Below are 23,898 nucleotides of genomic sequence, written 5' to 3' on the forward strand. Positions count from 1 at the left end.
ACCAATGACCAAAATAGTCAATATACCGACCAACACCGGGGCCGACGTTCAAACCGTTAGCGAGGCAGTTTCCCGTAGGCTCAAACAGGAACGGAAGAAGCGGAAAATCACTCTCGACGAGCTTTCCCGTCGCTCCGGTGTCAGCAAGGGCATGGTGGTCGAGATAGAGAAATGCACGGCTAACCCAAGCATCGCGATCCTGTGCAAAATCGCTGCTGCTTTGGGCCTTTCAGTTGCTGATGTCGTAAACGTGTCCGACGCCCCATCTGCCCACCTCATCGAGAGCAAGGATATTCCCACACTCTGGACAGGAAACATGGGAGGGACGGCTCGGCTCCTGGCTGGAACCAGTGGTCCGAACATGATTGAGCTTTGGCGCTGGGAAATGTTTCCCGGCGAAAACTTTGCCTCCTCAGGGCACCCTCACGGCACAACTGAGCTACTTCACGTGGAGAAAGGGACACTCCACTTCATAGTAGGAGATACCGAACTGAGCGTTTCTGCGGGTTGCTCAGCCGTAGCAAAAACAGATGTACCTCATGTCTACTCGAATAAAGGCAAATCAAAACTGATATTCACCATGTCTGTAACGGAGATCCACCAATCCGGGCGTGAAATTTAACGTTCAGACAGCATCGCGCTGAAGCTTACAGAGGAGTCCGCCGGGTTGGCTCTTATGGTCGGCCATCATCGCCCCGTCATAGGGCTCCTAATAACGGAGCCGCTGACTGGCATAGAACTTCGTTAAGGGGCTTTTAATGTCATTTGATTACCACCATCTCTTCCTCGTATTCACGGCCTATATTGTTGGAGCGGCGAGTCCTGGACCGAGCAACATGCGAATAATGGGCGTCGCGATGCACCAAGGCAGGCAGCCTGCGCTCCTGCTAGCGGCAGGTGTGATCAGTGGTTCGATTTTCTGGGGATCGATGGCAGCCACGGGCGTCTCAGCCGTCCTGGCGCAGTATGCGCAGGCGCTGGGTGTCTTAAAAACGGTTGGCGGTGCTTACCTGCTCTTCCTTGCCATCAAAGCAGGCCGCTCTGCTCTAACGTCCAATGAGCGACTCGAGAAAGAGATAGCTGCCGCGCCAAAAGTCTCGGGCTTCAGTCTTTATCAGCGCGGCTTGTTCATGCATCTCACAAACCCTAAGGCGCTGCTCGGCTGGATCGCTACCATGACCCTTGGCTTGGGTCCGCACGCTTCGCCAAAAACGGTCGGGATTATTCTGGCCGGTTGCGCCGTGCTTAGCGTCACTATCTTCTGTGGCTATGCGATCATCTTCTCCACCGCGCCCATGATTTGGGGATATCGCCGAGCACGCCGATGGATCGAAGGTACCCTTGCGCTAGTTTTCGGAGCGGCTGGAGTAAAGCTGATGTTCTCCCACTCCTAGCCCGGATCTGGGCTGTTTATGCATGTAGAGTCTATTGATTGTGTAAGCCACTTGACCGCGCCTTGGGTAACGTTCAGACCCAGCGCCGACTGGCTGAAACTGCGATTCCGTGCGACTTCTTCAAAGACTCGCAGCATGTTGAGCGAGGGCATTTGACGCATGAAAGGATGACTCCGCACCAGCCTCAGTTGTTACGTGGAGCAGGTTTATTGTTTTTCTTGGGGTAGTGATTGTTCTGTAGGGTCTATCTGACTATCAGTGGATGGGCTGATGCACGTGTTGTTTGGACTGACGAATTCGCGAGCGGGCTCGCTCCCACAGATTATGCGCTAAACCTGTGGGAGCGAGCCCGCTCGCGAAAAGGACATTAGGGCTGTTGCCAAAAAATCCGGATCAGAAGTAATACCCGATGTTCATGTACAACTGGTTTTCCCACTGGTTACTACCACCAGCCCCCAGACTCTGGGTGAGGCTGCCGCCACCGATGACCGGATCATTCTTGCCGTACAACCATTCCGTGGCGATCCATAGTTTGCTGAGGGAGAACGAGGTGCCGAAAATCATCCGTTGCGAGGTCTTGAAATCGTCCGCAGATTTATCGAAGGCGCTGTAGTTGGCGTACAGCTTCACACCGCTGATCTGATCGAACAGATACTTGCCGCTGACGTCATAGCTTACATCCGCCACGTACAAGTTGCCGCGACTGGCGACGTTGAAGGTGGCGTCGTAACTGCCGAAAGTCACCAGTTCATCGGTGCCGGGGTTGCGCGGGGACATCTGCTGTCGCGCGGCTTGCAGTTGTACGCCCCATGGGCCGTTCTTGCCGATGTAGTGCACCGCCATGGCATTGCGCCGGCCATCGTTGTTGGTGTCGCGGTTCTCCAGGGACGAGGTCAGGCCGGAGATCCCGACTTCGGACTTCCACGGTCCCAGGTCCAGCGCCTTGGCCACCCGAAGGACCACTGTGTTGCGTTCCTGGTTGTTGCTACCGTCGATGACATAGCTGTCCGCTTCGGAGACCACGGTGGAGTAGGTTTCACCATTGCTAGTGCCTTTACCCTGCCAAGCGGGGCGCAGGTAGTAACCGGCCTGAATATTCCAGTCGCCGCTTTGCTGGATGTACTTGGCGCCGACTTCTTCCACGTCTTCCAGTCCTATGACGCTGCCCAGGGTTTGGTAGAACGTGCTGCCGAAGTACGGCTGCAAACCGAACGGCAGCTGGTTCAGGCCGACTTGAACCTGCTGGTCGGGGTTGAACTTGTAGCCGATCCACGCCAATTCGGCGAACTGGACGTCACCGACATTCTCTGTGTACTCGTAAGGGTAGGCTCGACCGTAGAAACGGTATTGGGCCTCGCCGATCCAGGTATCTGAGTTGTACTTGGCGCTGAGGATCGCGGTGTCGAAGTTGAACTTCTGGATGTCGCGATCCGGGTCATAGTCCCAACGCGCCCGGACGGCACCGCCGAGATCGAGGTTGTCGGTGACCTGGATCGCCATCGCAGGGGTGGAAAGGGCCCCCAACAGCGCCAGCGGGGTCAATGAGCGCAAGGCCCGGGTGGTGTTCAAGTTCATGGTCGCTCCGTCTCTTATTTATTTTATTGTTGGCAACACTCATCCCGGCCACGGCAAAAGCGCGGTCTGGATGAAAGGGGTAGGGCCCACCAGAACGAAGGCTGCAAACAGCGTCCAAGTGAGGGCCGGGAGGGTCAGCCGCCGGCGGCCAGCCGGGTCTGGGTGTAGCTATGCCGAGCCTGCACACCGCACCTCTTCACCAAGGCTGGGAGGTGCCTGACAAGCCGCGGTCATTCACACTCCCGCGTCAGCTGCGTTGCAGTTCTTCAACCACAGCGGCACAAGCACGGAAGGTATTCAACGTCCACTCTGCATTGATAAAGTCCGGCCAACTGGAAAGCTTTACGATTGTCACTTCAGAAGCCGGATCCCAATAGATACTCTGCCCAAATACTCCGCGCGCCGAATAGGTACCCTGTTCACTGTCCAGCACCCAGCACTGATTGCTATAGGCGGCGTCAGGAAAGTGTTTGACATAGAAGCCATAGAGGACTTCAAAAGCCGGTGTGGAACCACGGCCGCATGCACGCACAAACTCCTCTGGAACAATCTGTTGACCGTTGAAATGTCCACCCTGCAGATACATCTGGGCAAAGCGCGCCAGATCACGCAGCGTGGCGCTCATCCCGCCATCGGCCAATGCAGTTCCAACGCAATCGAGGGTGATATTCGCGTCTTGCTCTGCCCCCAGTCTTGACCAGATCTCCCGGCTCAATAAAACAGGGAGCCGCTCGCCGCAGGCCCGCTCACAGACCCAGGCCAGCACGTCGGTATCCACTGAGCGATACTCAAAGAACTGGCCATGTTCACGGTCCTTACTCAGCGACTTCAACAAACCATAAATGCTGTCAGGTGACTCCCGCTCTCCCCGTTCACGCCAACCCGAGGCGATATCCAACTGGATGAATTCAGCATCCGGATCGGTGTAGTCCTCTCTGAATCTCACTCCCGTGCGCATATCCAGCAGATCCTGTACCCGGGCGTCGCCATAGCCGCTTGCCAAAAGCTCGGGCACATAGTCACTGACACGCGCTTGGGGATCGATTTGGCCCTGGCCGATCAACCTGCCGACCAGGCTACCGACGACGGTCTTGGATACCGATTGCAACAGATGCAACGTGTGCGGCTGCATACCGTTGAAATACTGCTCCGAAACCACCTTGCCTTGATGAAGCACCAAAAAACCATCGGTGTAGCTATCGGTCAGGAAGGTCGCCAGATCGGTTTGTCCGCCGTCGACCCGCTGGAAACGTACGTCGTCCAGTGAGCGTTCGTTGCGCTCGAGTTCAGTGACCGGTCCAGGACTGCGATGAATAGCGGCCACCGGAAACAACTGGCTCATGTGCTGGAACGACCAGCGGTTATAGGGCGGACTGTCCCAATTATGCAGGCCAACTTGCTTTTCCCGGGACGGCGGATAGCCCTGCATCAAACTTAGGTCCTGATAACCAATGCCGGGAGCGGTCATATCTTTTTTATTGTACATAGGGGTTCAGCTCTCATCGTTCAGAGGGTGGTGGCAAGAAAAGCGGTGGCGGTTATCCTGGGTCTCGGCCGGCACTTCTCGGCGGCAGCGCTCACTGGCCTGCGGGCAACGGGGCGCGAAGTGGCATCCGGCAGGCCGGTTCAAGGGGCTGGGGATCTCGCCACTCAGGATTTGCAACTCGTCACGGCGCTCCGGGTCGATGGAGGGCACGGAATTGAGCAGCGCACGCGTGTAGGGATGACGCGGTCGGCCAAACACCTGCTCCACAGGCCCGGCCTCGACGATGCGCCCCAAGTACATCACCAGTACTTGCTGCGCCAGATACTCGACCGTCGCAAGGTCGTGGCTGATAAACAGGTAGCTCAGGCCATTGTCGTTCTGCAGCGTCTTGAGCAGTTGCAGCACTTGGGCCTGGACCGAAACGTCGAGCGCCGCCGTAGGCTCATCGAGGATCAGCAGTTTCGACTCCAGCGCCAGGGCCCGAGCGATAGCGATGCGCTGCAACTGACCACCGGAGAATTCATGGGGATAGCGCTCCATGTGCTCCTCGCCCATCCCCACATTTCCCAACAGCGTGAGAATGCGCGCGTGCAAGGCGCTACCGCGCAGACCAAAGGCAACCTTCAGCGGCTCGGCAACAATCGCCTTGATCGTCATTTTCGGGTTCAGCGAGGCGTACGGGTTCTGGAACACCATACTCAAGCTCCTGCCCCGCGCCCTGGCATCAGTGGGCAGCGGCCGACCTTCAACCAGAATTTGCCCACTATCGGCTGGCAGCAGACCGAGCAAGGTCGCGGCCACCGTACTTTTGCCACAACCGGATTCCCCCACCAGCGCGACCGTCTCACCGACCTGCACCTCCAGGCTGATGTGGTCAATGGCCGTCACCAGGCCATCGCGGCTGGCGTAGGTCTTGTGCAACTGATTGACGCTCAACAGTGCGGGCTGCTTGTTGTTATTCATAGCCGTTTACCTTTCACAGAAGCCTCACACCTTGACCAATATGTTGTGGCAAGCTGCCCAGTGCTCCTTGCCGATGACAACCCTCGGCGCAGCGTGATTGCAGCGTCCGGTGGCGCGTTCACAACGTGGGTTGAAGGCACAGCCAGCCGGGGGAGCCGCCATGTTCGGCACCTGCCCTGGGATGAAGCCCAGGGCTTGGGGTCCCTGCCCCAACTTGGGCACGGTGCCCATCAACTTAAGGGTGTAGGGGTGTGCAGGTCGCTTGAACACCTCGCCCACTGGACCGCTCTCCACCACTTCGCCGGCATACATCACCGCCACCCGGTCACAGAGCGAAGCCACTACCCCCAGGTTATGGGTGATAAACAGAATCGCCAGGTCCTGCTCCCGTGCCAGCTTGCGCAGCAGAGCGATGATCTGCGCCTGCACGGTGACGTCCAGCGCCGTGGTCGGCTCATCGGCGATCAGCAGTTTCGGCCGACAGGCCAGCGCCATGGCAATCACCACTCGCTGCAACTGACCGCCAGACATCTGGTGCGGGTACTTGGCTAGCGCCAGAGGGGGGTCGGGCATGCTCACCGCTTCCAACGAGCTCAGCGCCTCGGCGCGGATTTGTGCCTTACTCAGTTGCCGATGGCAGCCGATGACGTCGAACATCTGCCGCCCGATGGTGAAGAACGGGTTGAGCGCCTTCATCGGATTCTGGAAGATCATCGCCGCACCACCGCCACGCAAAGCCGCCAGCTGCGATGCCGAGGCGCCGTTGACCTGTTGTCCGGCGACCCTGACACTGCCTTCCAGCCGAGCGGCTTCAGGCATCAATCCAAGGCAAGACATGGCCGTCATAGACTTGCCCGAGCCCGACTCCCCCACCAACCCGAGGATCTCACCGCGCCTTACCTTAAGGTCGATGCCGCGTACGGCCTTTACGGTCTTGAACAAACCAGGGAAAGACACCGTCAGCCCTTCCACTTCCAGCACCAGGTCTTGAGCTGCGTCGTTATTCGAAGCGGCGAGACGCTCGAAAGCAGAATATTGCAAGGATTCGTCGATCATCAGCGCGTCCCCTTCTTTGGATCGAGCACATCGCGCAGCCCGTCACCCACCAGGTTGACGGCCAGCACCAGGACAAAAATTGCCACTCCGGGAAACAGCACCGTCCAGGGATTCTCAAGTAACTGCGAGCGCGACGCCGCGGCCATCAGCCCCCATTCGATCATGGGCGGCTTGGCCCCCAGCCCGATAAAGCTCAGCGAGGCAGCGGCGAGAATGGTGTAACCAAAGTCCATGGAGCCCTGCACGATCACAGGCGTGGTGGCATTGGGCAGTACATGGCGAAGCAAAATACGGCAGTGACTGACACCCATGGAACGGGCGGCATGGATATAGGTTTCTGACCGAACCCGTACTACCGCACCGCGCATGATCCTCGCGTACCAGGGAAACCAGGAGACAGCGAGCGCTAACATGGCGTTGGCCAATCCCGATCCCAGCGCAGCGGTGATAGCGATCGGCAACAACAGCGGCGGAAAGGCCAGGAACACATCTGATAAACGCATCAGCAGCGTATCGACTCGACCACCGAAGTAACCGGAAACAAGCCCAATCGGAATCCCGATCAGCATCGCAATCAGAGTCACGCTCACTCCGATGATCAGCGACGTGCGTGCGCCATAAAGCACCCGTGAAAGAATGTCGCGACCAAACTCGTCGGTGCCCATCCAGTGTGCCCAGTTGGGTGCCAGCAATTTCTGGGAAAAGACAATCTTGTTCGGCTCATAAGGTGCAAGCCAAGGGGCGAAGACTGCCGCCAGGATGATCAGCAGCAATAACAGCGCGCCGAATACAAACAACTTGTTGTCGCTGGCAAACGCCAGGGCCTTGATACGCCATGATGGGGCTCGCGAGGGCATGGACAGGGATACGTCTTGGATACTCATTGGACTCGCAACCTCGGATCAACAAGGTGATACAAGAGATCAACGATCAGGTTGATCGACAGATACGTCGTGGCCAGCACCAAGGTGGCGCCCATCACAGCGGGGAAATCATTCTGGGCAATCGAAAACACCACGAAGCCGCCCAGGCCAGGCCAATCGAAAATGAACTCAACAACTACCGCACCACCGAGCAGGTAACCGAAGGTCAGGCCCACCACTGTCAGGAGCGGAATCATTGTCGCCTTCAGGGCATAGGCGTAATGGATACGCCACTTGGGTACACCGTAAGAAACGGCCGTACGGATGTACTCCTCGGATAGCACCTCCACCATCATGTTTCGGGTGATCCGGGTGACAGTGGCCAAGGTCACGATGACCAGGGTGAGCACGGGTAGCGTCAGGTGTTTGATGGCGCTCCACAGTGCTACGAAATTACCGGCCAGCAGCGTGTCAATCAGGTAAAAGCCTGTTACACGCTCAAAAGGGCTATCGAGAAGAATGGAAGCATCGATACGTCCTTGTAGTGGCAGCCAGTTGAGCTTGCCGTAGAACAGTAACTGCAAGCCCATGGCCAGGATGAAAACTGGAAACGCCGTCCCGGCGATGGACCCCGCTCGTGCCGCATTGTCGACCACTGAGTTTTGCCGCGCCGCTGAGATGACACCGATCGGCACCCCTAGCACCACCACCCAGAACATTGCCAGGAATGTCAGTTCAAAAGTCGCACCAACCCGCCTGACCACTTCCTCCACCACCGGCCGCCCGGTGCGCAGACTAGTGCCAAAATCACCTCGGAGAAGATCACCGATGTAATTGAAGTATTGGATCGGCAGAGGCTTATCCAACCCCAGTTTTTCCCGTGCGACGGCAATCTGCTCCACCGTGGGGTGGTTTCCCAGCATCATTTCTACCGGGGAACCCGGAAGAGCTCGGCTCAGAACGAAGGTGATGGTCAACACTCCCAAAAGAATGAAGAACATCACTATCAATCGCTGAGCTATATACTTCGCCATTTGGAATACCCCTTGTGGCTAAAAAACTTGACCCTGACTTCTTACGCCCTACTAAAAACCCCCAAAAGCGAATTAACCCTTGAGGGAATAACCAGGCAAATTAACTAACTGCCTGGTTATCGATTTACATGGCAAATCAGGTATTACACGTACCACTTCATCAAAGACGACTCAGCATTCAGCGATTCAGGTTGTAGTAGAGAATCGCCTCATAAGCAGGATTCAGGCTCTTTTCCATACCCTTGATGTCTTTGCGGGAGACACGTATCTGCTGCACGTCGGCGTACCAGATCGCAGGAGCGTCCTTGGCCAGTATCTGCTGGGCCTGCACGTACTTTTCAGTGGACTTGGCCCGATCACTGCCCTCTAACGCCGACGCCTCTTCGATCAACTGATCAAAGTTTGGGTTGCTGTAGTGAGACAGATTGAATAGCGTGGTTTTTTCTGTATGGAACTCACTGAAAAGCCAATCGCTGGGTGTCGGATACGTCGGCCACCAAGCCATAGACTGCATGTTGGGAGCGGTATCCAGCTTCTTTGCCTTATCCCAGATCACACCCCACTCGCCGGGGAGTAACTCCACCTCAACGCCAACCTGAGAAGCCGTGGCCTGGAATAGTTCAGCAGCGTTTGCATAGATGCCACTGATGTACTGCATCGAGACCTTCCAGTCCTGCTTAGGTACACCGGAGGCTTCCAACAATTGTCGGGCTTTATCCAGATCGTAAGAGGCCATAGGCACGCTGGCATGCCCCCAGATACTGGTGGGCAAAGGCCCCTTGGGAACGCTGCCGTAGCCATGCAAAATATCTTTGGTGACACTTTCATAGTCCCAGAGGTACTGCAGCGCCTGACGAAATGCCAGGTTGTTCGTAGGGTACTTCTGGGTATTGATCAAAAATTGAAAGTTCTTCCACGAAGGCGCGGTGCTCACCTTGATGGAGGGGTTCTCTCCCAACACCTTGAGCTGATCAAGAGGGATATCCCAAGCGACACCGGCCTCGCCATTTTTGATCATCTGGGTACGAGTGGCAGCTTCGGACACGACCTTCACGATGACCCGATCAAATTGCCCTTCTTTCCAACCTCCCCAGTAGCCATCGAATCGCTCAAGCACCACTTGCTGGCCCTGTTCGACCTGCCCAAGTTTGTAGGGACCGGTACCGATGGCGTTGGGGGCCATCATCCAGTCATGACCTTTCTCTACCGCCGCCGGGGCAATTATGTAAGCGGCATACTGACCTGCCGCGATCAGATTGGCCGGAGTAGGACTCTTAAACTTGAGCACTACCGTATCGTCAGCGAGGGCCTCGACGGCGTCCAGACCGTTCCATACAAATGCAGCGCCCTGCTTCAGCTCCTTGACGTAATCAATGGACTTTTTGACCGCTGCGGCATTAAAGGCCGAACCGTCATGAAATTTAACGCCGTGCCGCAGCTTGAAGGTCCAGGTTTTGCCGTTGTCGCTGCTTTCCCAGGACGTGGCAAGCCCGGGGGAAAACTCCTCAGCACTGCCTGGCGCGTTATACACCACTAGTGTCTCGTAGATATTGCCCAGTACCCGCACTTCCTCCGAAAAGGCGGAGGCTGGATCCCAATCCTTGAAAGAGGCTCGATCAGCGACAACCAAGGTATTGTTTGCCGCATACACCAAACCACTGGTCAATGGCGCAGTAATGGACAGCGCCATCAACCCCGCCATCAATGTTCTTTTGAATTTCATAGGTGTTCCTCTTATTTTTATGGCGGGCGCAGCGGATCACTTGTAGAAACAGGCACTCATTCAACCGGAATGAATAATGTGATTGGCCGTTAACGAAACTGACATTTGAGTGGTGTATGGCATTATCGATCTGCCGCACGGCCAGCTCAATTTCGCGAGCACGAAGAAAAAAACGCCAAGTGACGCCCCAAAGCGTCACCTAGCGTCAAGTTTAAAAAAAGATTAAAACAGCGGAGGGACGAGGTTGAACTCACCTTCTGATGGATGTACCAGCAGCCGCGACCTCACCTCGTCGGGAATCTCAGGGGCATCAATCGGAAAACAGCTGCAACTGGTGAGAGCGTTACGCAGGTCGATCGATTCGCCTAGGTGCTCAAATACAATATGGGCACCAAAAGGACGGCGGAAATTGTCACCCGACACGCCGAGTACCAAGCCGTTGAGAAAACGGAAACGACTGCGGTACGAGGGATAAAGCGCTGACCAGATATAGCCCCGGGACGAGAGGTACTCGCGCTCGACGATGTAAATCAGATCCGATGAGGCAAAGCAGAACCCACGATATTTATTGATGCCGAAACTATTCAGTTGGTCATCGCCCAGCCTCATCCGCTCGTAGGTTTTACTCAGGATCTTTTCGCCGGAGCGGGTCAAGCGGGTAATCGACTTGATCACCTCCCCCGGCGCGGCAGGCGACATCAAATAGACAAAGTAGTAACCCTGGTACTTCGACAACTCCTGCGCGGAGCTCGGGAAAAAATCGGCTGGTACCGCACTGTCCGGCTCTCGCGCCGTGCGTTGCCTGTTGAGCAGAGCGCGGAAGGATTCATGCTCGGAGAATATTTCCTCCTCATCCACCCCAAAAAAAGTGCAGATCTTGCGCAGGGTAAAGGACGAGGGAGTCGCTTGCGCCCCCAAGTATTTGTTGAACTGCTGGCGGTTGATATCAAGGGAGCGGCACACCTTAGCCACCGACTTATAATATCCGCAGAGAAGGCGCAAGTTTTGACTGAAGTCTTGCATCGACTGGGATGAACTGGAACTGACCATAAAGAGTATTCCTAACGCCAGAATTGACAACATGCTGAACTAATCGTCGCTTGGGGTCACGGCTTCAAAAGCTCCGTGCAAGACAGTGCCTCAAAGTGGCGCAGAAGCTCGGTATTGCCAACCCGTGATCGACGCGAGCATTGAGCCCGACCATAGCGACTAGGTGAGGAAATATTCAACAAATACAGAAGCTTATCCAGCGATTCCTGACCCATCGGCAGAATTCACATCGGCTGCATATTTGTAATTCGCGCCTATTGTTACCCAAGGTGTCACCGCTGTGGTCTTCATTAACACCACCGGCGGCGAGGCCGGGGCAGGCACCAACGAAAAAGCCCCGAATAATCAGGGCTCTAACATATATATGTCGTGGCATTTCCGTGAATACTACAACGGGCTTGCCTGTAAGCCATTTAGCAGCCCCGCTACCTGCTCTCACAGGAGAGTCCGCGATACGACGCCAAACCTATCAAAGTCGAGCCGTACCCGTACTCAATGCCCCTGCGCCAGCCACCGCTGCGTATCCTCCAACGCCTTGCTGAAACAGTTGATGATAAGGTCGACTTCTTCCGCTGTAGTGACCAGGGGTGGGCAGAACGCAATGCTGTCGCCAATGTTGCGGACAATCATGCCGTGCTCTTGGCAGCGAGCATTGAAATAACTACCGACTCGGCGAAGCGGCTCGAACCGGGTTTTCTCCGATTTATCTGCGACCAGCTCAACGGCGGCAATGAAGCCGACACCTCGGATTTCCCCAATTAACGGGTGGTCAGCATATTGCGAAAGGCCAGCTCGCAGTCGCGCGCCCATTTCGGCCGCGTGTTCTACCAGGTGCCGCTCTTCAATCAACTTGATGTTCTCCAGCGCCACTGCCGCAGCCACTGGGTGCCCGCTCGCGGTGAAGCCGTGTCCAAAGGTCCCGATGGTCGAACTTTGCCCCGCGATCTCCTGATAAATCCGTTCGTTGATCAACACTGCTGCAAGCGGTTGATATGACGAGGTCAACTGTTTAGACAGCACCATAATGTCTGGCTCGATGCCGAACGTAGTCGAGCCAAACATGTTGCCAGTGCGGCCAAATCCACAGACGACCTCGTCTGCTACCAACAAAATGTCGTACTTGCGGCAAACCGCCTGGATCTTTTGCCAATAGCCGCGCGGAGGAACAATAACCCCACCGGCCGCCATCAAAGGTTCGCCGATGAACGCAGCAACTGTATCGGGCCCTTCGCGTTGGATGAGAGTTTCGAGCCCTTTTGCAAGACGATCCGAAAATACCTCCTCCGACTCGCCGGGTTCGCCGAAACGATAGTGATGCGGGCACATTGCATGCGCTATGTCCATCATCGGCAGGTCGAAAGCACGATGATTATTCGGCAAGCCAGTTAGGCTCGCCGCAGCGATAGTCACGCCATGGTAGGCTCCAATGCGGGATATCACCTTTTTCTTCAGCGGCAGGCCACGGGCGTTATTGTAGTAACGAACCATTTTCACCACCGTGTCGTTGGCCTCAGAACCGGAGTTGGTAAAGAAAACCTTGCTCATCGGCACCGGCGCCAGCGAGATGAGCTTCTCCGCGAGATCCACGGCAGGCTGATGCGTTTTGTGAGTAAAGGTGTGGTAGAAAGGTAGCTTACGCATCTGCGTCATGGCTGCCTCGACCAGTCGCACCTCGCTGAAGCCAAGTGCCGCACTCCACAGGCCCGACATGGCTTCGATATAGCGACGCCCCTCGGTGTCATAGACGAAAACCCCATCCCCGCGCTCAATTGCCAATGGACCGACACCTTCGTGCATCCGCGCATCGGTATAGCTATGAAGGTGATGGGCTATATCCCTCGCGTATAGTGTGTCAGTGGCATTGGACATCGGTGTCTCCAAGAAAGAAAGTGACGACCCCCGCTCACCTTAATAGCAACTTGGCGGGGTCTGGATTTAAGTTTTGGCTGGGAAATTAGTCCGGAACATAGTCGTTCCAGACTAGCTTGCGGCACTTGGTTATATCGCGGTTATGGCATGAGAATCGCTGTGCTCTAACGTGCTTTCTCCTTCGCTGTTTTTGATATTCAGCCCGCACCCACTCATTTGAGAGCTGAGTTTGATACAGTTTCTCCTGCTCAGACAGGCACTTTATTACTTCCTCAGTGGTGACTTCATGTCACCACTCCATAGCTAGTACGGAGGCATTCCTCCCCATGAGCTTCGTACATTCCGAACGGATCGTTATCCAGAGCAAATCGCCATAAACGGTAAGTCTTTGCCACTAACAGCGAAACTAGCGGACAGCGCCCCCCCCAAGTCGATTGTCGAAGGTCATTCGCCAGTCATTCGTAACGGGGTAGTTTGTGATGGGCGCGTGCATAGCATGTTGGTGAATGAGCGCGGTTGCGACAACAACTGGGAGATACTTGTGTGAATGGAGGAAACTTTGACGAGCCAGCGTCAATGGCAGGAGGAACATGCGCGCATGTGTTGAGCGGAAGATCAGTTTGAGGCTATTCGACCTGGATCTACTCAAGCATCAAACCGAACTTTTACCTGACGGCTAAATTATTCTTCAGCGCAATCGTGTTGACTTATCACACCAGCTGACTGGCCACCCGTCGTCTCCGCGATAGACTGCTGCATCCAAGCGCGGAAACGCGCCAATGTCACTTCATTCCAACGCTCACGCGGTCCAACTAAATAATAGCCTCCGAGCCGAACATCGGTACCAAGCAACTCGACCAGTCGCCCGGTGCGCAGATCATCGGCGGCAATTAGGCGTGTCGCGAGTGCGATTCCCTGCCCTGTTAGGGCCGCGTCGACCGTAAGATTGGCTGACCAGAGCCGCGGCCCGTTCAACACTACTTCATGCCCATATCCAGCCTGATGGAACCATTGTCGCCATTGATCGCGGCTTTCCTCATGTATCAACGGCTGACTCACAAGATCGTCAAGAGAGCGGATGGGTGCGTTCTTGCTAATCCAGTCCGGGCTAGCGACCGGGAAAATCCGCGGCCTTTCCAGCAAAATCCAGCGCACATTCCCCTTCGGCTCATCCAAATAACGGATATCGACATCGGCGTCGTAATGCGCGAAATCGGGCTCTAGATCGGTCGCGCGCATAACGAAATCAATACCGGGCAGCGCAAGTTGGAGTTGGTTAAAACGCGGCGCCAGCCAGCGCGTCGCGAGACCAGGGACACACCAGATTCGTAAAACCGAGCGGCTTACCGCCGGACGCAATTCCGCCGTCGACTTGGCGATCATGTCGAAAGCCATTCCCACAGTCTCGGCAAAAAGCCTGCCTTCCGTAGTCAGCCGAATGCCTCGTGGTCCAGCATCCACAAGTCGCGTGCCAAGCCAGGATTCAAGATTTCGCACATGGCGGGAAACGACCGTATGGCCGACATTGAGATCATCCGCAGCCTTACGCATCGAGCCGAGCCGGCTCACTGCCTCAAAGGCGCGGACCATCGAAAGCGGCGGTAGACGTCCGCGCTTGGCGCCACTTTCTAGCTCCTCTTCTGGCGATTTGGTTTTGCGCAAGCGTGCCTCCTTGAAAGTTAGTGTTTCCACAAGTTTAAACGTCATAATGCCGAAAACCCCTCCTGCGCGAAATGAAATCCGGGGCTCGTTCCCGAAGAGACGCACAGAGGTCTATGACAAAGCGCCTATCGCTGACGGATCCTCAAGCCCGCTGAACCGCAGCTTCAGGTCGCTCGGCGTTCTACGCCTATTCCACGAACTATCCGATCGATACCGAGCACGGCGTCATCGTGGATGTGGAACCCACACCGGCTGATCGAACCATAAGTCGAGAGCACCAAGAAGATGATCGATCGGGTCGAAGCGCAGTTCGACATCAAGCCGGAACGCCTCATTGGCGACATCGCTTACGGTACTGCGCAGATGCTGGCTTGGGTGGTGGAGGAAAAAGACATCGAGCCGAATGTGCCAGTGTGGGACAAAACTGATCGCAAGAACGATAGCTTTTCGAGTTACGATTTTCACTGGAATGAAGAGGCCGAGGAATACCGCTGCCATGCCGGCAACTTATTACGCAGCGAATGGCGAGCCTCCAAGAACGAGCGTTTGCACCTCACCAAAGCCAACACCATCATCTTCCGATCCTGGCAGACCGACTGCGTAGCTTGTCCGATGAAAGCCAAGTGTTGTTTCCCAAGCTCGCAGCTTCCATGAAGCCGCTCGTGATGTGGATCGGCGCATCGCAGCGAGGGCGTAATACGTGCGTTCTCGCCACGAACGTAAGAGGTTCGAAATGATGTTTGTCCACCCTCTAGCGCATACTGATACTGGATCGCCTGAAACTACGTGGCATGAGTGGCGCGACCGATGAGTTCACGCTGGCGCTACGGTGCAGAGCCTACGACGGCCGGCAAAATTGACATCTCACGGGCCACCAGTCACAGGATAGATGCGCCTGCACTAAGCCAAAAACCTCAAATTATCCCAATAACAAAGCAACAAAGGTCAACGAAGTGCCGAGAAACCACTCAATGTGGTGAGTAGGTTCTCCGGTGGTGGTCGTGCTTGAGTTCAGGCGAGATGAAAATCCGACTTTTTTCAACAGAATCAGCCGAACGCAGCCCTTTGCCATTGCTCTATTTGGAGGGCTCGGCTGACGGCCGGATATAAGTGGGTGAACGACGGAGGATGCCGTAACCAGACCTAAAGGCGTTGAGTTTGCGTCCGTGCGATACTCACCGAGCTGTTACGAGCGATAGCCTTTGCGCAATTTACAATGGTTCGCTGCACCGAAACAGCACCGGACCAAAAACTGAAATTGGTTGTTTTGGCGTGCGGTGATTGATCCTTAGAATCCGCAGGCAATTGGGTGCTACATACTATTTGTCAAAAATTTGGCTCTACGAGTCATAGGTTCCCGTCATCGACAGGGCCTCCAAACAAACGGCAAACCGGCCTCGCCTGTAATTGACTGAACGTCAGCCAATCCTCATACGCCTTCACCGGACACAACCGTTTCAAGCCTGTTGCCGCTCACAGAGATCTGACCCAGTAAAGGCAGGGTCAAAATCGCATCAGTGCCAACACCAAGATGCTCAATGTGATCGAGGCGCTCAAGCCGGAGTTTACAATGCGCGTAAGTCAACTGCCTGTTCAATGATCGGCGCTGCCCCCTGCACTACGTCAAAACCTGTTGCAACCGCGTCTCGTGCAGCGAACTATCTCCATGTAGAGCTGTCTCCATAATTGGATCCAATTGAGGTTTGGAATCTGGCTCGCTCGGAGAGGCCTAGAAGGATTGCCCGCGCCAGCGATTCTAGGACGAATTTAGCAGGAGGCTTTTACCATGGTCTCGATCAGAAGCTCCTATCACCCTATCGATGCCGCGATCCTCTGGTGCAACCTCGCCGACCATCAAGGCGAAATTCTGCAGGTAGATCTTTCTCACCCCGGTAGTCTGCTCAAGCATTTTCCGCAATGGCCCTTTCTCCATGCCTACGCCGAACGCATCTACGACGCCATCGTCTGTGGCGAGTTATCAGCGACCTACCTTGGACGACCCATTACCTCTATCGATCAGGTTGAACGTGTCTATTGGTCCATCCGCCATTCTGATCTGCGGGTTTGGTTTGCGCGCAACTGCCCGGAAGAAAAGCCAGCGTTCCTGTTTTCCCAGAATATCGACCATTCCGAATGCGTCAGCGTGACCGCACATCTGGCCCTGCAAGCGGAGCGAGACGCCGGCGCCCGCGAGATTGAAAAACTACGTCAGGAGCACTCGGCAATTGTCGATGAGGCGAAGGCTCACGCCCTCAACCATCACAAGCTATCAGCACAGCTTGGCACATTTGAGGTCCCCTCCGAGGCATCCGCTTTCGTGCACTACACAATCATCGGCGCACTGCTGGAGGTCGCGCTGGGCAAGTCCAAAAGCGGCCGCCTGCAGTCGATCTATAAAAACCAGGCTGCGGTTGTCGAGGCCATTACTACACAATTCCCTGGTGTCCCTGGACTGAGCAAACGCACCCTTGATCGGAAATTTGCCGAAGCTCGCCGTAATTTGGCCAAAGCCCTACAGGCCTAAAACCGAATTGCCAGGCAATGGGTGCCATTGCCTGGCAATGATTTCTCTTCTCTGCCGGGCTTCACTGACTGTCACATCCCACCACGCGCCACATGGCGCTATGGAGTGACACCATGCAACCTATCAGCCCTGTCCCGCTGTTTGCCGAACGCCACATCATGCGTCGTGAAGAGGTCGAACAAAAAACCGGATTTAAACGCTCACACATCTACAACTTGATGAAAGCCGGACTGTTCCCGAAATGCCACCGCATCGGCACGCGTGCCGTCGGTTGGGACTCACTGGAGATTGAGCAATGGGTACAGGATCGCTTGTCGACAGGGGTCTAGCGGCATGAAAGTTCTTTCGTTGATCTCGACCAAGGGTGGCGCCGGCAAGACCACCGTCGCCGCCAATATTGGTGGATTGCTCGCCGACTCAGGATTGCGGGTGCTGCTGCTGGACCTGGACAGCCAACCGACGCTGTCCAGCTACTATGCTTTACGCGAAACTCGTGAGGCCGGCAGTTACGAACTCATCTCGCAGCGGCTCACGGCTCCCGAGCAGGTGATCAGCGCCACCGCGATTCAACACCTTGACTTGATCGTGTCCAACGACCGCGCCGGGCATATCAGCACCTTGCTGTTGCATGCGGCCGATGGTCGCCTGCGACTGCGCAATCTGCTGCCAGACTTTCAGGATCGTTACGATGTGCTCATCGTCGATACCCAAGGCGCGCGCAGCGTGGTGGTGGAGATGGCTTTCCTCGCTTCCGATTGCGCCCTGTGCCCAGTCCCGCCAGAAATGCTGGCAGCGCGCGAGCTGCGCCGCGGTACGCTCGGGCTTTTTGAGGAGCTGGAGCCGTACCGCTACCTAGGTGTCGCGTTGCCGTCGGTGAAGCTGTTGCTCAATCAGGTCAACACCAATCGCCGCGATACCCGCTTGATCATGGAGAGCCTCCAAGATTTGTTTAAGGCCGATCCTCATGTCAGCCTCTGCGCGACAGTAATTCCTGATCGAGTGGCTTACCTCAATGCGGCCTCACTGGGGTTGCCCGTGCACCGCGTCGATTTTACACCACCCCCCGGTAGCCATAGCCCTTGCGCCGCTGAGGTCATGCGCGCGCTGGCTCTGGAGTTGTTTCCGGAGTGGATCGATCAGCTGAGCGCCCCGACAGGTGGAAACGTGCCTAGTCAAACGTCAGCGGCCGACCGTCGCATTATTCGTCGCGACTGATCGGAGGATGTAATGAAGCCGCCGACCTCCGAAGAAATCACACGTCAACTGCAGCAGGCCCATTTCCCGCAGAAGTCGGACCGTGAGGTCACGGCCGCTCCCGTCGGCGACACACCGATGGTCGTCAGCCTCGAGCAACTGCGTCCCTACGAGCTCAATCCGCGGGTCATTCGCAATCCGCTGTATGACGAGCTCAAAGCCTCGATCCGCGAACGCGGTTTGGACCAACCACCCTCCATCACCCGTCGGCCGAATGAGCAGCACTTCATCATCCGCAACGGCGGCAACACCCGTTTGAGCATCCTCGGTGAACTCTGGCAGGAAACCCGCGAAGAGCATTTCTTTCGTATCCACTGCCTGTTCCGTCCCTGGCAATCCGAGTCACATGCCTTGCTTGGGCACTTGGCCGAAAGCGATTTGCACGGTCAGCTCACGTTCATCGAGAGGGCCCTCGCGGTAGCGAAACTCAAGGACATGTTTCAGGAGCCTAGTGCCCCCCTGAGCCAACGCGAGCTCTCCGCGCGCTTGAGCCAAGGTGGATACCCTGTCTCGCAATCGCATATCAGCCGTATGTTCGATGCGCTCGAGCATCTGCTACCTGCCATTCCGCAGGTCCTTTATGCAGGTCTCGGCAAACCCGTCATCGAGCGGCTGATCACGCTGCGGCGCCGAGCGGAGTCGACCTGGAACCAGTATTTCGGTGATGCCCAACAATTCGCGATGCTGTGGTTAGAGGTGTTGTCGACATTCGAAGGTGAAAAACCCGAGCTGGATTGGAGTGAGCTGCAGGACGAACTGATCGCCAAAATGGCCATGATCCTGAACCAGACGCCCCGCCTGCTGGCCCTTGAAATGCACCAAGAGCAGCGTGTGTCGCCTGACGCAGCAAACAATGCTCAGCCTGTGCCTCAACGCTTGGAAAACGATCCTCCACGTCCGTCATCAGAAATCGTGGACGCCTCAGAAACATTTAGCGAATTGTCTAAGCCCGACCAACGGCGAAGTGGCGACGCCCCTTCGACGGCGCAAGAGCCCCGCCTCTCCCACATTCGCCAGGCGCTGAGTGACAAACAGCCGGCTGTGAAGCAGCAGCATGGCATCGATGACGTTCAGTCACCGGTGAGCCCGGTTTCACCACGCGTTACGTCACAGAATGACATCAACGGCTTGCGCGAAACCTGCGCCACGCTGGCGACCGATCTAGCCAAATATGCCGACGCCAGTGCAATGGTCAGGCCGCAAGCTGACGGCCTGGGCTTCACGCTGTCACTGGAATACGGCGAACTGCTCAGCCCACGATATACCGGCATTCAGCTTTTGCTCTCGGCCCTGCTGCGTTTACAAGATGACGTGGCCTGGGAACAACGTCAGCAGTTGCCGGCCGCGCTTTTTGGTCAGCTGCTGATCGGTGCCTATGACCTGCCATTTGCCGAACGCCCCTCCCTGACGGTTGGCCTGGAGCGGCTCCCCGATGATCAGCTGGAGCATCTATTCTCGCTGATCCGCCACGCCCGGCGGTTGATCGATCTGACGCTGTCGTCCACTCGCTAACGTGAGGAACTGCCTCATGACCACCACCTTTAATTTGTTGAACCATGCCATGTTGAATCAGGTGCTGCACGAGCTGCGCCATGGGCGTCTACAGCGGTGCAAAGCCTTGGGGCTGGCCGATGAAGACATCGAGGTCCTGCAGTCGCTACCACCGACCACCTTATCCCACCTGGCGCACTCGTCCATCGCCTGGGTGGAGGTCAAAGTCGACACGGCTGTGCTCCGACGCCTCATCGCTCAGGCCGAACGGGATGAACAAAACGAGCGGTTGATCAATCGGGCGCTCAAGTTGGGGGCGAGCTCCAGCATCATGTACCGCTGCTTTGGCCTGGACCATTCGGAAACTGCGCTGCGTCGTCGCGTGCTTAAAATCGAGACTCACCGCGGTCGGCCGATTCAGCTTAGCGAAGCGCAAGAGCATGCCGTGTGGAACCGCTGGAGCCAACTGCGGAAAAACGATCCGGATAACGATCCGTTGGACGCGATGATGATGCTGGCGGAGGAACAACACATCAGCCTGACCCTGATCTGGCAACAGATCGAACTGTACGGAGGTACGCCATGCTGAACTTCTATCAGGTCGACTGGCAGGATGTGGTGCGCCAGTGCTACGACGCGCTGCGGCGTCGTATGGAGTGGCAGGCGGCACAGGCGCAAATGGCTGCCTCCGCTAAGGAGGCACCGCTACGGACCATTTACTTTGGCGACAATGATCCGTTGCCCCAAGCGTTGCTGCTTGATCGCCGGCTAACGCCGCTGGAACGCAACACCTGGCAGGTGTTGCGCTGGCTGATCACTGAACGTCAGGTAAAAACGCCCCGCTACCAGGACCTGCAGCCCTACCTCGCCACCAGCCCCTGCGGCATGCAGGCGTCGCGCGAGACCATCGCTCGGGCGCTTAACGTACTCCGTACCACCCGCTGGCTCAGCCTGGTCGATCGATCCCGCGATGCCCAGGGCTGCCTGCGCGGTTGCGTCTATGTGCTGCACGGCGACCCGTTGACGCCCGCCGAACAGCTTGAGCTCGACGCCGGCTACGCAGCGTTGCTCCAGCAGAACCTCAGCCACGCCACCAAGGGCGTGCGTGATGTGGCGCAGCATGTGATTGAGGAAATTCACGCAGATCCACAAGTGGCGACGGTCGATAAAGAAAAACTCGCCGCTGCTGCTTTACCAGCTCAGCAACAATGCCTGCCTCTAACCCGCGAGGGGGCGGACAATGCCGAAGTTGGACAAAGCCACCAGGTTCGGACCGAAGACGCATCGTCCACGGATTCCGAACCCTGCGAAAACGCACCGATTTCGGCTGTGGTTCGGAATGCCGACGCCGGCCGTACAGTACAGAAAGACCAAAGCAAAAAAAGTACGGTACTGGCGCAGGTGGAGTTCGGCCAAGTCCGATGGCCGGAAGACCTACCACTAAGCCCAACCGAACGTCGCATGGCCTCCCAGGCGATGCGCCAGCTCGAACCTGAACAGCAACAAGCAGTGATCAATGAAGCGGCGGTGCGGTGCGCCCGCGGCGAGATCCGCAAACCGGTTGCCTACCTGATGGGCTTGATCAAGCGCGCATGCCAAGGCGAATTTACTTTGTGGGCGGCTCGTGCCGAGACGACTATGCTAGTGAACACGCCCCACCGCGCCCCGAAAGCGGAACCACCCTGCGAGCGCCCACGACGCAGCGGCGAACGCACGGCCTCTCCACTCGCCTTGGCGTGCCTGGAGGAACTGAAGCAACGCTGTCGCGGCATAGGCGCAATGTCTTAATACTGGACGCTAGCGGAATCAATGCCGGTGCCATCAAATCCAGGGAAATCCACTGCCTGTAAATACGAGCTGACCACCTTCGCGTTGATCCGCGCCGCGCCTCACTGAACAGCCCATTGTCTGCGTCATTCCGACGGCGAGGTACTGGCGATGGTCGATCACTATCAGCTCAACCTGGGTTCTCTGCGCAGCAGCATCACCCTCACTCTGCACACCCATCATGCCGCGCGGCTGTGGCAAGGCCGCATGGCCCGCGAAGGTGTGCACCCTATCATGGGCATGGCCGGCTACATCAGCGTCACCAACCTGCTCAAGCACGCGAGCAGCCAGGACGACCCATTCGCCGACTGGTTCATGCTCCAGCTGGAAGACAAACTGCTGCAGGCCAAGGCCGAAATGCTCACATTGACCAGCCAGATTAGCCAGGTGGAACGCGACCTGCCCACTCAAGTCGATGTCGGCGACAACCTCAACATCCATCCCGTCACTCTGCCGCTGTTCATCGGCAGCCAACTCGGCTTTCTCGCGGTCTACCTGCTGACCGACTACGACACCTTGGTACGCCGTGTGCTGCTCGCCCATCACACCGCCTTGATCGGCCGCAGCGACATGGAGGTCTGGATCGATCGTGGCGCCCATCTGCTGCGCAGCCTGTTCGGTTTGGCGCAGCGTTACCGCCTGGCCGGGGTCAGCCGGGATGACATGGCCGCCAATAACGCCCGTGCCCGCGAGGCGATCGACAAGTTCGGCACCCCACCGCGAAACATTCTCGAGGGCAGCCGCCGCTCCCAATTTGCCCCACCCATTGCACGCGGTTCCACGGCCCCGATTCGCGATGAGCCAGATCAGGCAGAGACAGAGGCTCAGCCCGCGCAGGAGATTGCATCCGAAGGGGGTAAAGCATGACCTTGGCCGAAGCGATCGTCCGGCGTTTGTCAGCGGATGCCTATCGCGAGTTCGAACAAGGTGCCTCCCTAAAAGGCCTTTTAAAACCTTTTAAGGGTAAGGGGGAACTGCAGCAATTCGCCGAGACGATCCTGCGCCTGCGCACCCGGGTCGCCGGATTGATGGGGGTGATGCTGACCATCATGGCGCAGCCACCCTTCTCGCTCCTGGACCTGCGATTGGTCGTCCAACACAGCGCCTCCGGAACCGATTTCCTGCGCTGGCGCAGCCCGGACTTCCTGCGCATGGGGGTACAGGTGTGGCAGCAGGCGATGGCACTTCCGCATCTGGCGCCTTCGCTGCGGGAGGCGCTGTACCAGTTGGAGGTCAACCGCGTCACCCTGAACCTGCAGATGAGTAGCCTGCAGTCGCTGTATCGCCAGGCCGAAACCGGCGTCAGCAAGCTGCACGCCGCCGAGACCATCTTCGATCTATCCCGTTCCCCCACCGAGGAGTAGCAAGCATGAGCACGTTCTTTGTTGGTGAAGGCAACATCGGCAGCGCCCCGGAGTTCCAGGAGTTCAACAACCCCCCGGATGAACCGCGACGCCTGTTGCGGCTGAATGTCTATTTCGACAATCCGGTACCGCGCGAGGGCGGCTACGAGGATCGCGGCGGCTACTGGGCCCCCGTCGAGCTCTGGCACCGGGACGCCGAGCACTGGAGCACCCTGTACCAGAAAGGCATGCGTATCCTGGTCGAGGGCCGGACGGTCAAGGATGAATGGGAGGACAGCGAGGACAATGCGCGGGTGACGTTCAAGGTAGAGGCCCGACGCATTGGCATCCTGCCCCACCGTCTGGCCTCGGTGTCCATGCGCGAAAAGGCCAATGAGAGCAGCGGCTCCGGACGCAAGGGGGCTAGCAAGAAGACTCCACGCAAGACCGGTTAACCGAGTGGTCCTCAGAGGAATACGGCCTGCAGCGAGATACCCCTGAGGGCTCGCTGCCCGTTCGGCGCGCAACGCTGGATACTCCAGGTGGTTTAATGCCGCCGGGCCTCTCCCCGTTCATCAGCATCCAGCAACTGCGCCACCTCAGCCAAGTACTGGTCCAGCGCAAGGAATGCCCGCCAGTGCGCCTGGCTCTCCTGAACCCATGCGATCAACCTCGCGCGCGCCCTCAAATTGCCTGGTTCCAGGTGGGTCGCCATGAACAACTCATAGGCCTTGATCGCTAACGCATCTGCCTCACGCTCGTTAGATCCGTCCAAGTCGTAAGC

At 57.0% G+C, this 23,898-nt stretch carries 22 protein-coding genes and 2 pseudogenes; 12 read left to right on the forward strand and 12 right to left on the reverse strand.

Translation table 11 applies throughout. The annotated features are described in order from the left end of the window. Positions 1-4: 4 nt before the first annotated feature. Both AC1RS8_RS23735 and AC1RS8_RS23740 read left to right on the forward strand, forming a co-directional pair. Positions 5-622 carry a helix-turn-helix domain-containing protein gene (locus AC1RS8_RS23735; RefSeq protein ID WP_090454468.1) on the forward strand — a complete coding sequence of 206 codons (618 nt, stop codon included), beginning with the start codon at positions 5-7 and terminating at the stop codon, positions 620-622. A gap of 136 nt (positions 623-758) precedes the next feature. Beyond that, positions 759-1,394, forward strand: a complete 636-nt coding sequence (locus AC1RS8_RS23740; protein ID WP_095153005.1) for a LysE family translocator — start codon at positions 759-761, stop codon at positions 1,392-1,394. Positions 1,395-1,447: 53 nt separating this feature from the next. On the opposite strand, the pseudogene AC1RS8_RS23745 reads toward AC1RS8_RS23740, so the two are convergent. The 11 genes and pseudogenes from AC1RS8_RS23745 to AC1RS8_RS23795 all read right to left on the reverse strand — a co-directional run. After that, positions 1,448-1,555 (reverse strand): annotated as a pseudogene (locus AC1RS8_RS23745) (LysR family transcriptional regulator); the annotation flags it as partial. Positions 1,556-1,787: 232 nt separating this feature from the next. Next, positions 1,788-2,969, reverse strand: coding sequence for a hypothetical protein (locus tag AC1RS8_RS23750; RefSeq protein ID WP_095152368.1), 1,182 nt, complete (start codon positions 2,967-2,969; stop codon positions 1,788-1,790). Positions 2,970-3,216: 247 nt separating this feature from the next. Further along, entirely contained in the window at positions 3,217-4,455 is a 1,239-nt protein-coding gene (locus AC1RS8_RS23755; protein WP_095152369.1) for a serine hydrolase domain-containing protein, read from the reverse strand. A gap of 6 nt (positions 4,456-4,461) precedes the next feature. Continuing rightward, entirely contained in the window at positions 4,462-5,418 is a 957-nt protein-coding gene (locus AC1RS8_RS23760) for an ABC transporter ATP-binding protein (RefSeq protein ID WP_095152370.1), read from the reverse strand. Between the two features lie 24 nt (positions 5,419-5,442). Next, positions 5,443-6,474: an ABC transporter ATP-binding protein gene (locus AC1RS8_RS23765; protein WP_095152371.1), complete on the reverse strand. Its 1,032-nt coding sequence runs from the start codon at positions 6,472-6,474 to the stop codon at positions 5,443-5,445. Then, entirely contained in the window at positions 6,474-7,358 is an 885-nt protein-coding gene (locus AC1RS8_RS23770) for an ABC transporter permease (protein ID WP_095152372.1), read from the reverse strand. The genes AC1RS8_RS23765 and AC1RS8_RS23770 overlap by 1 nt, the downstream gene beginning before the upstream one ends. Continuing rightward, positions 7,355-8,371, reverse strand: a complete 1,017-nt coding sequence (locus AC1RS8_RS23775; protein WP_095152373.1) for an ABC transporter permease — start codon at positions 8,369-8,371, stop codon at positions 7,355-7,357. The genes AC1RS8_RS23770 and AC1RS8_RS23775 overlap by 4 nt, the downstream gene beginning before the upstream one ends. Positions 8,372-8,549: 178 nt before the next feature. Then, complete coding sequence (locus AC1RS8_RS23780) at positions 8,550-10,094, reverse strand: ABC transporter substrate-binding protein (protein WP_458372708.1); 1,545 nt, start codon at positions 10,092-10,094, stop codon at positions 8,550-8,552. A gap of 222 nt (positions 10,095-10,316) precedes the next feature. Beyond that, on the reverse strand, positions 10,317-11,144 hold the full coding sequence (locus AC1RS8_RS23785) for a helix-turn-helix domain-containing protein (RefSeq protein WP_056723403.1): 828 nt from the start codon (positions 11,142-11,144) through the stop codon (positions 10,317-10,319). A 492-nt stretch (positions 11,145-11,636) separates the two neighbouring features. Next, positions 11,637-13,013, reverse strand: a complete 1,377-nt coding sequence (locus AC1RS8_RS23790; protein WP_458372956.1) for an aspartate aminotransferase family protein — start codon at positions 13,011-13,013, stop codon at positions 11,637-11,639. A gap of 681 nt (positions 13,014-13,694) precedes the next feature. Beyond that, the gene (locus AC1RS8_RS23795) at positions 13,695-14,675 is read right to left on the reverse strand and encodes a LysR substrate-binding domain-containing protein (protein WP_201783881.1); all 981 of its coding nucleotides are present in this window, start codon (positions 14,673-14,675) and stop codon (positions 13,695-13,697) included. Positions 14,676-14,794: 119 nt separating this feature from the next. Here AC1RS8_RS23795 and AC1RS8_RS23800 point away from each other — a divergent pair. The 10 genes and pseudogenes from AC1RS8_RS23800 to AC1RS8_RS23845 form a co-directional block, all read left to right on the forward strand. Beyond that, positions 14,795-15,564: pseudogene (locus tag AC1RS8_RS23800) on the forward strand (transposase); the annotation flags it as partial. 897 nt (positions 15,565-16,461) lie between these two features. Then, a complete protein-coding gene (locus AC1RS8_RS23805) occupies positions 16,462-17,199 on the forward strand; it encodes a hypothetical protein (protein ID WP_493163740.1) in 738 nt (245 codons plus the stop codon). A gap of 113 nt (positions 17,200-17,312) precedes the next feature. Further along, positions 17,313-17,528, forward strand: a complete 216-nt coding sequence (locus AC1RS8_RS23810; protein WP_248687270.1) for an AlpA family transcriptional regulator — start codon at positions 17,313-17,315, stop codon at positions 17,526-17,528. Positions 17,529-17,532: 4 nt separating this feature from the next. Beyond that, positions 17,533-18,414, forward strand: coding sequence for a ParA family protein (locus AC1RS8_RS23815; protein WP_493163742.1), 882 nt, complete (start codon positions 17,533-17,535; stop codon positions 18,412-18,414). Between the two features lie 12 nt (positions 18,415-18,426). Then, entirely contained in the window at positions 18,427-19,965 is a 1,539-nt protein-coding gene (locus tag AC1RS8_RS23820) for a ParB family protein (protein ID WP_493163744.1), read from the forward strand. 16 nt (positions 19,966-19,981) lie between these two features. Beyond that, a complete protein-coding gene (locus AC1RS8_RS23825; protein ID WP_248687273.1) occupies positions 19,982-20,533 on the forward strand; it encodes a DUF2857 domain-containing protein in 552 nt (183 codons plus the stop codon). Continuing rightward, the gene (locus tag AC1RS8_RS23830; RefSeq protein ID WP_493163747.1) at positions 20,527-21,732 is read left to right on the forward strand and encodes an STY4528 family pathogenicity island replication protein; all 1,206 of its coding nucleotides are present in this window, start codon (positions 20,527-20,529) and stop codon (positions 21,730-21,732) included. The genes AC1RS8_RS23825 and AC1RS8_RS23830 overlap by 7 nt, the downstream gene beginning before the upstream one ends. Positions 21,733-21,882: 150 nt before the next feature. Further along, a complete protein-coding gene (locus tag AC1RS8_RS23835) occupies positions 21,883-22,638 on the forward strand; it encodes a PFL_4669 family integrating conjugative element protein (protein ID WP_493163749.1) in 756 nt (251 codons plus the stop codon). Then, the gene (locus AC1RS8_RS23840; protein ID WP_248687276.1) at positions 22,635-23,135 is read left to right on the forward strand and encodes a DUF3158 family protein; all 501 of its coding nucleotides are present in this window, start codon (positions 22,635-22,637) and stop codon (positions 23,133-23,135) included. The genes AC1RS8_RS23835 and AC1RS8_RS23840 overlap by 4 nt, the downstream gene beginning before the upstream one ends. A gap of 5 nt (positions 23,136-23,140) precedes the next feature. Further along, on the forward strand, positions 23,141-23,569 hold the full coding sequence (locus AC1RS8_RS23845; RefSeq protein ID WP_069557627.1) for a single-stranded DNA-binding protein: 429 nt from the start codon (positions 23,141-23,143) through the stop codon (positions 23,567-23,569). A gap of 92 nt (positions 23,570-23,661) precedes the next feature. Here AC1RS8_RS23845 and AC1RS8_RS23850 read toward each other — a convergent pair whose 3' ends face one another. After that, positions 23,662-23,889, reverse strand: coding sequence for a hypothetical protein (locus tag AC1RS8_RS23850; protein ID WP_493163751.1), 228 nt, complete (start codon positions 23,887-23,889; stop codon positions 23,662-23,664). Positions 23,890-23,898: the final 9 nt, after the last annotated feature.

The sequence above is a fragment of the Pseudomonas sp. GW821-FHT12A04 genome, from assembly GCF_058807755.1.

Bases quoted from the DNA above. Each gene is read 5' to 3' on its own strand.
- AC1RS8_RS23735 (WP_090454468.1), top strand. From the start codon at position 5: ATGACCAAAATAGTCAATATACCGACCAACACCGGGGCCGACGTTCAA.
- AC1RS8_RS23740 (WP_095153005.1), top strand. From the start codon at position 759: ATGTCATTTGATTACCACCATCTCTTCCTCGTATTCACGGCCTATATT.
- AC1RS8_RS23750 (WP_095152368.1), bottom strand. From the start codon at position 2,969: ATGAACTTGAACACCACCCGGGCCTTGCGCTCATTGACCCCGCTGGCG.
- AC1RS8_RS23755 (WP_095152369.1), bottom strand. From the start codon at position 4,455: ATGTACAATAAAAAAGATATGACCGCTCCCGGCATTGGTTATCAGGAC.
- AC1RS8_RS23760 (WP_095152370.1), bottom strand. From the start codon at position 5,418: ATGAATAACAACAAGCAGCCCGCACTGTTGAGCGTCAATCAGTTGCAC.
- AC1RS8_RS23765 (WP_095152371.1), bottom strand. From the start codon at position 6,474: ATGATCGACGAATCCTTGCAATATTCTGCTTTCGAGCGTCTCGCCGCT.
- AC1RS8_RS23770 (WP_095152372.1), bottom strand. From the start codon at position 7,358: ATGAGTATCCAAGACGTATCCCTGTCCATGCCCTCGCGAGCCCCATCA.
- AC1RS8_RS23775 (WP_095152373.1), bottom strand. From the start codon at position 8,371: ATGGCGAAGTATATAGCTCAGCGATTGATAGTGATGTTCTTCATTCTT.
- AC1RS8_RS23780 (WP_458372708.1), bottom strand. From the start codon at position 10,094: ATGAAATTCAAAAGAACATTGATGGCGGGGTTGATGGCGCTGTCCATT.
- AC1RS8_RS23785 (WP_056723403.1), bottom strand. From the start codon at position 11,144: ATGGTCAGTTCCAGTTCATCCCAGTCGATGCAAGACTTCAGTCAAAAC.
- AC1RS8_RS23790 (WP_458372956.1), bottom strand. From the start codon at position 13,013: ATGTCCAATGCCACTGACACACTATACGCGAGGGATATAGCCCATCAC.
- AC1RS8_RS23805 (WP_493163740.1), top strand. From the start codon at position 16,462: ATGGTCTCGATCAGAAGCTCCTATCACCCTATCGATGCCGCGATCCTC.
- AC1RS8_RS23810 (WP_248687270.1), top strand. From the start codon at position 17,313: ATGCAACCTATCAGCCCTGTCCCGCTGTTTGCCGAACGCCACATCATG.
- AC1RS8_RS23815 (WP_493163742.1), top strand. From the start codon at position 17,533: ATGAAAGTTCTTTCGTTGATCTCGACCAAGGGTGGCGCCGGCAAGACC.
- AC1RS8_RS23820 (WP_493163744.1), top strand. From the start codon at position 18,427: ATGAAGCCGCCGACCTCCGAAGAAATCACACGTCAACTGCAGCAGGCC.
- AC1RS8_RS23825 (WP_248687273.1), top strand. From the start codon at position 19,982: ATGACCACCACCTTTAATTTGTTGAACCATGCCATGTTGAATCAGGTG.
- AC1RS8_RS23830 (WP_493163747.1), top strand. From the start codon at position 20,527: ATGCTGAACTTCTATCAGGTCGACTGGCAGGATGTGGTGCGCCAGTGC.
- AC1RS8_RS23835 (WP_493163749.1), top strand. From the start codon at position 21,883: ATGGTCGATCACTATCAGCTCAACCTGGGTTCTCTGCGCAGCAGCATC.
- AC1RS8_RS23840 (WP_248687276.1), top strand. From the start codon at position 22,635: ATGACCTTGGCCGAAGCGATCGTCCGGCGTTTGTCAGCGGATGCCTAT.
- AC1RS8_RS23845 (WP_069557627.1), top strand. From the start codon at position 23,141: ATGAGCACGTTCTTTGTTGGTGAAGGCAACATCGGCAGCGCCCCGGAG.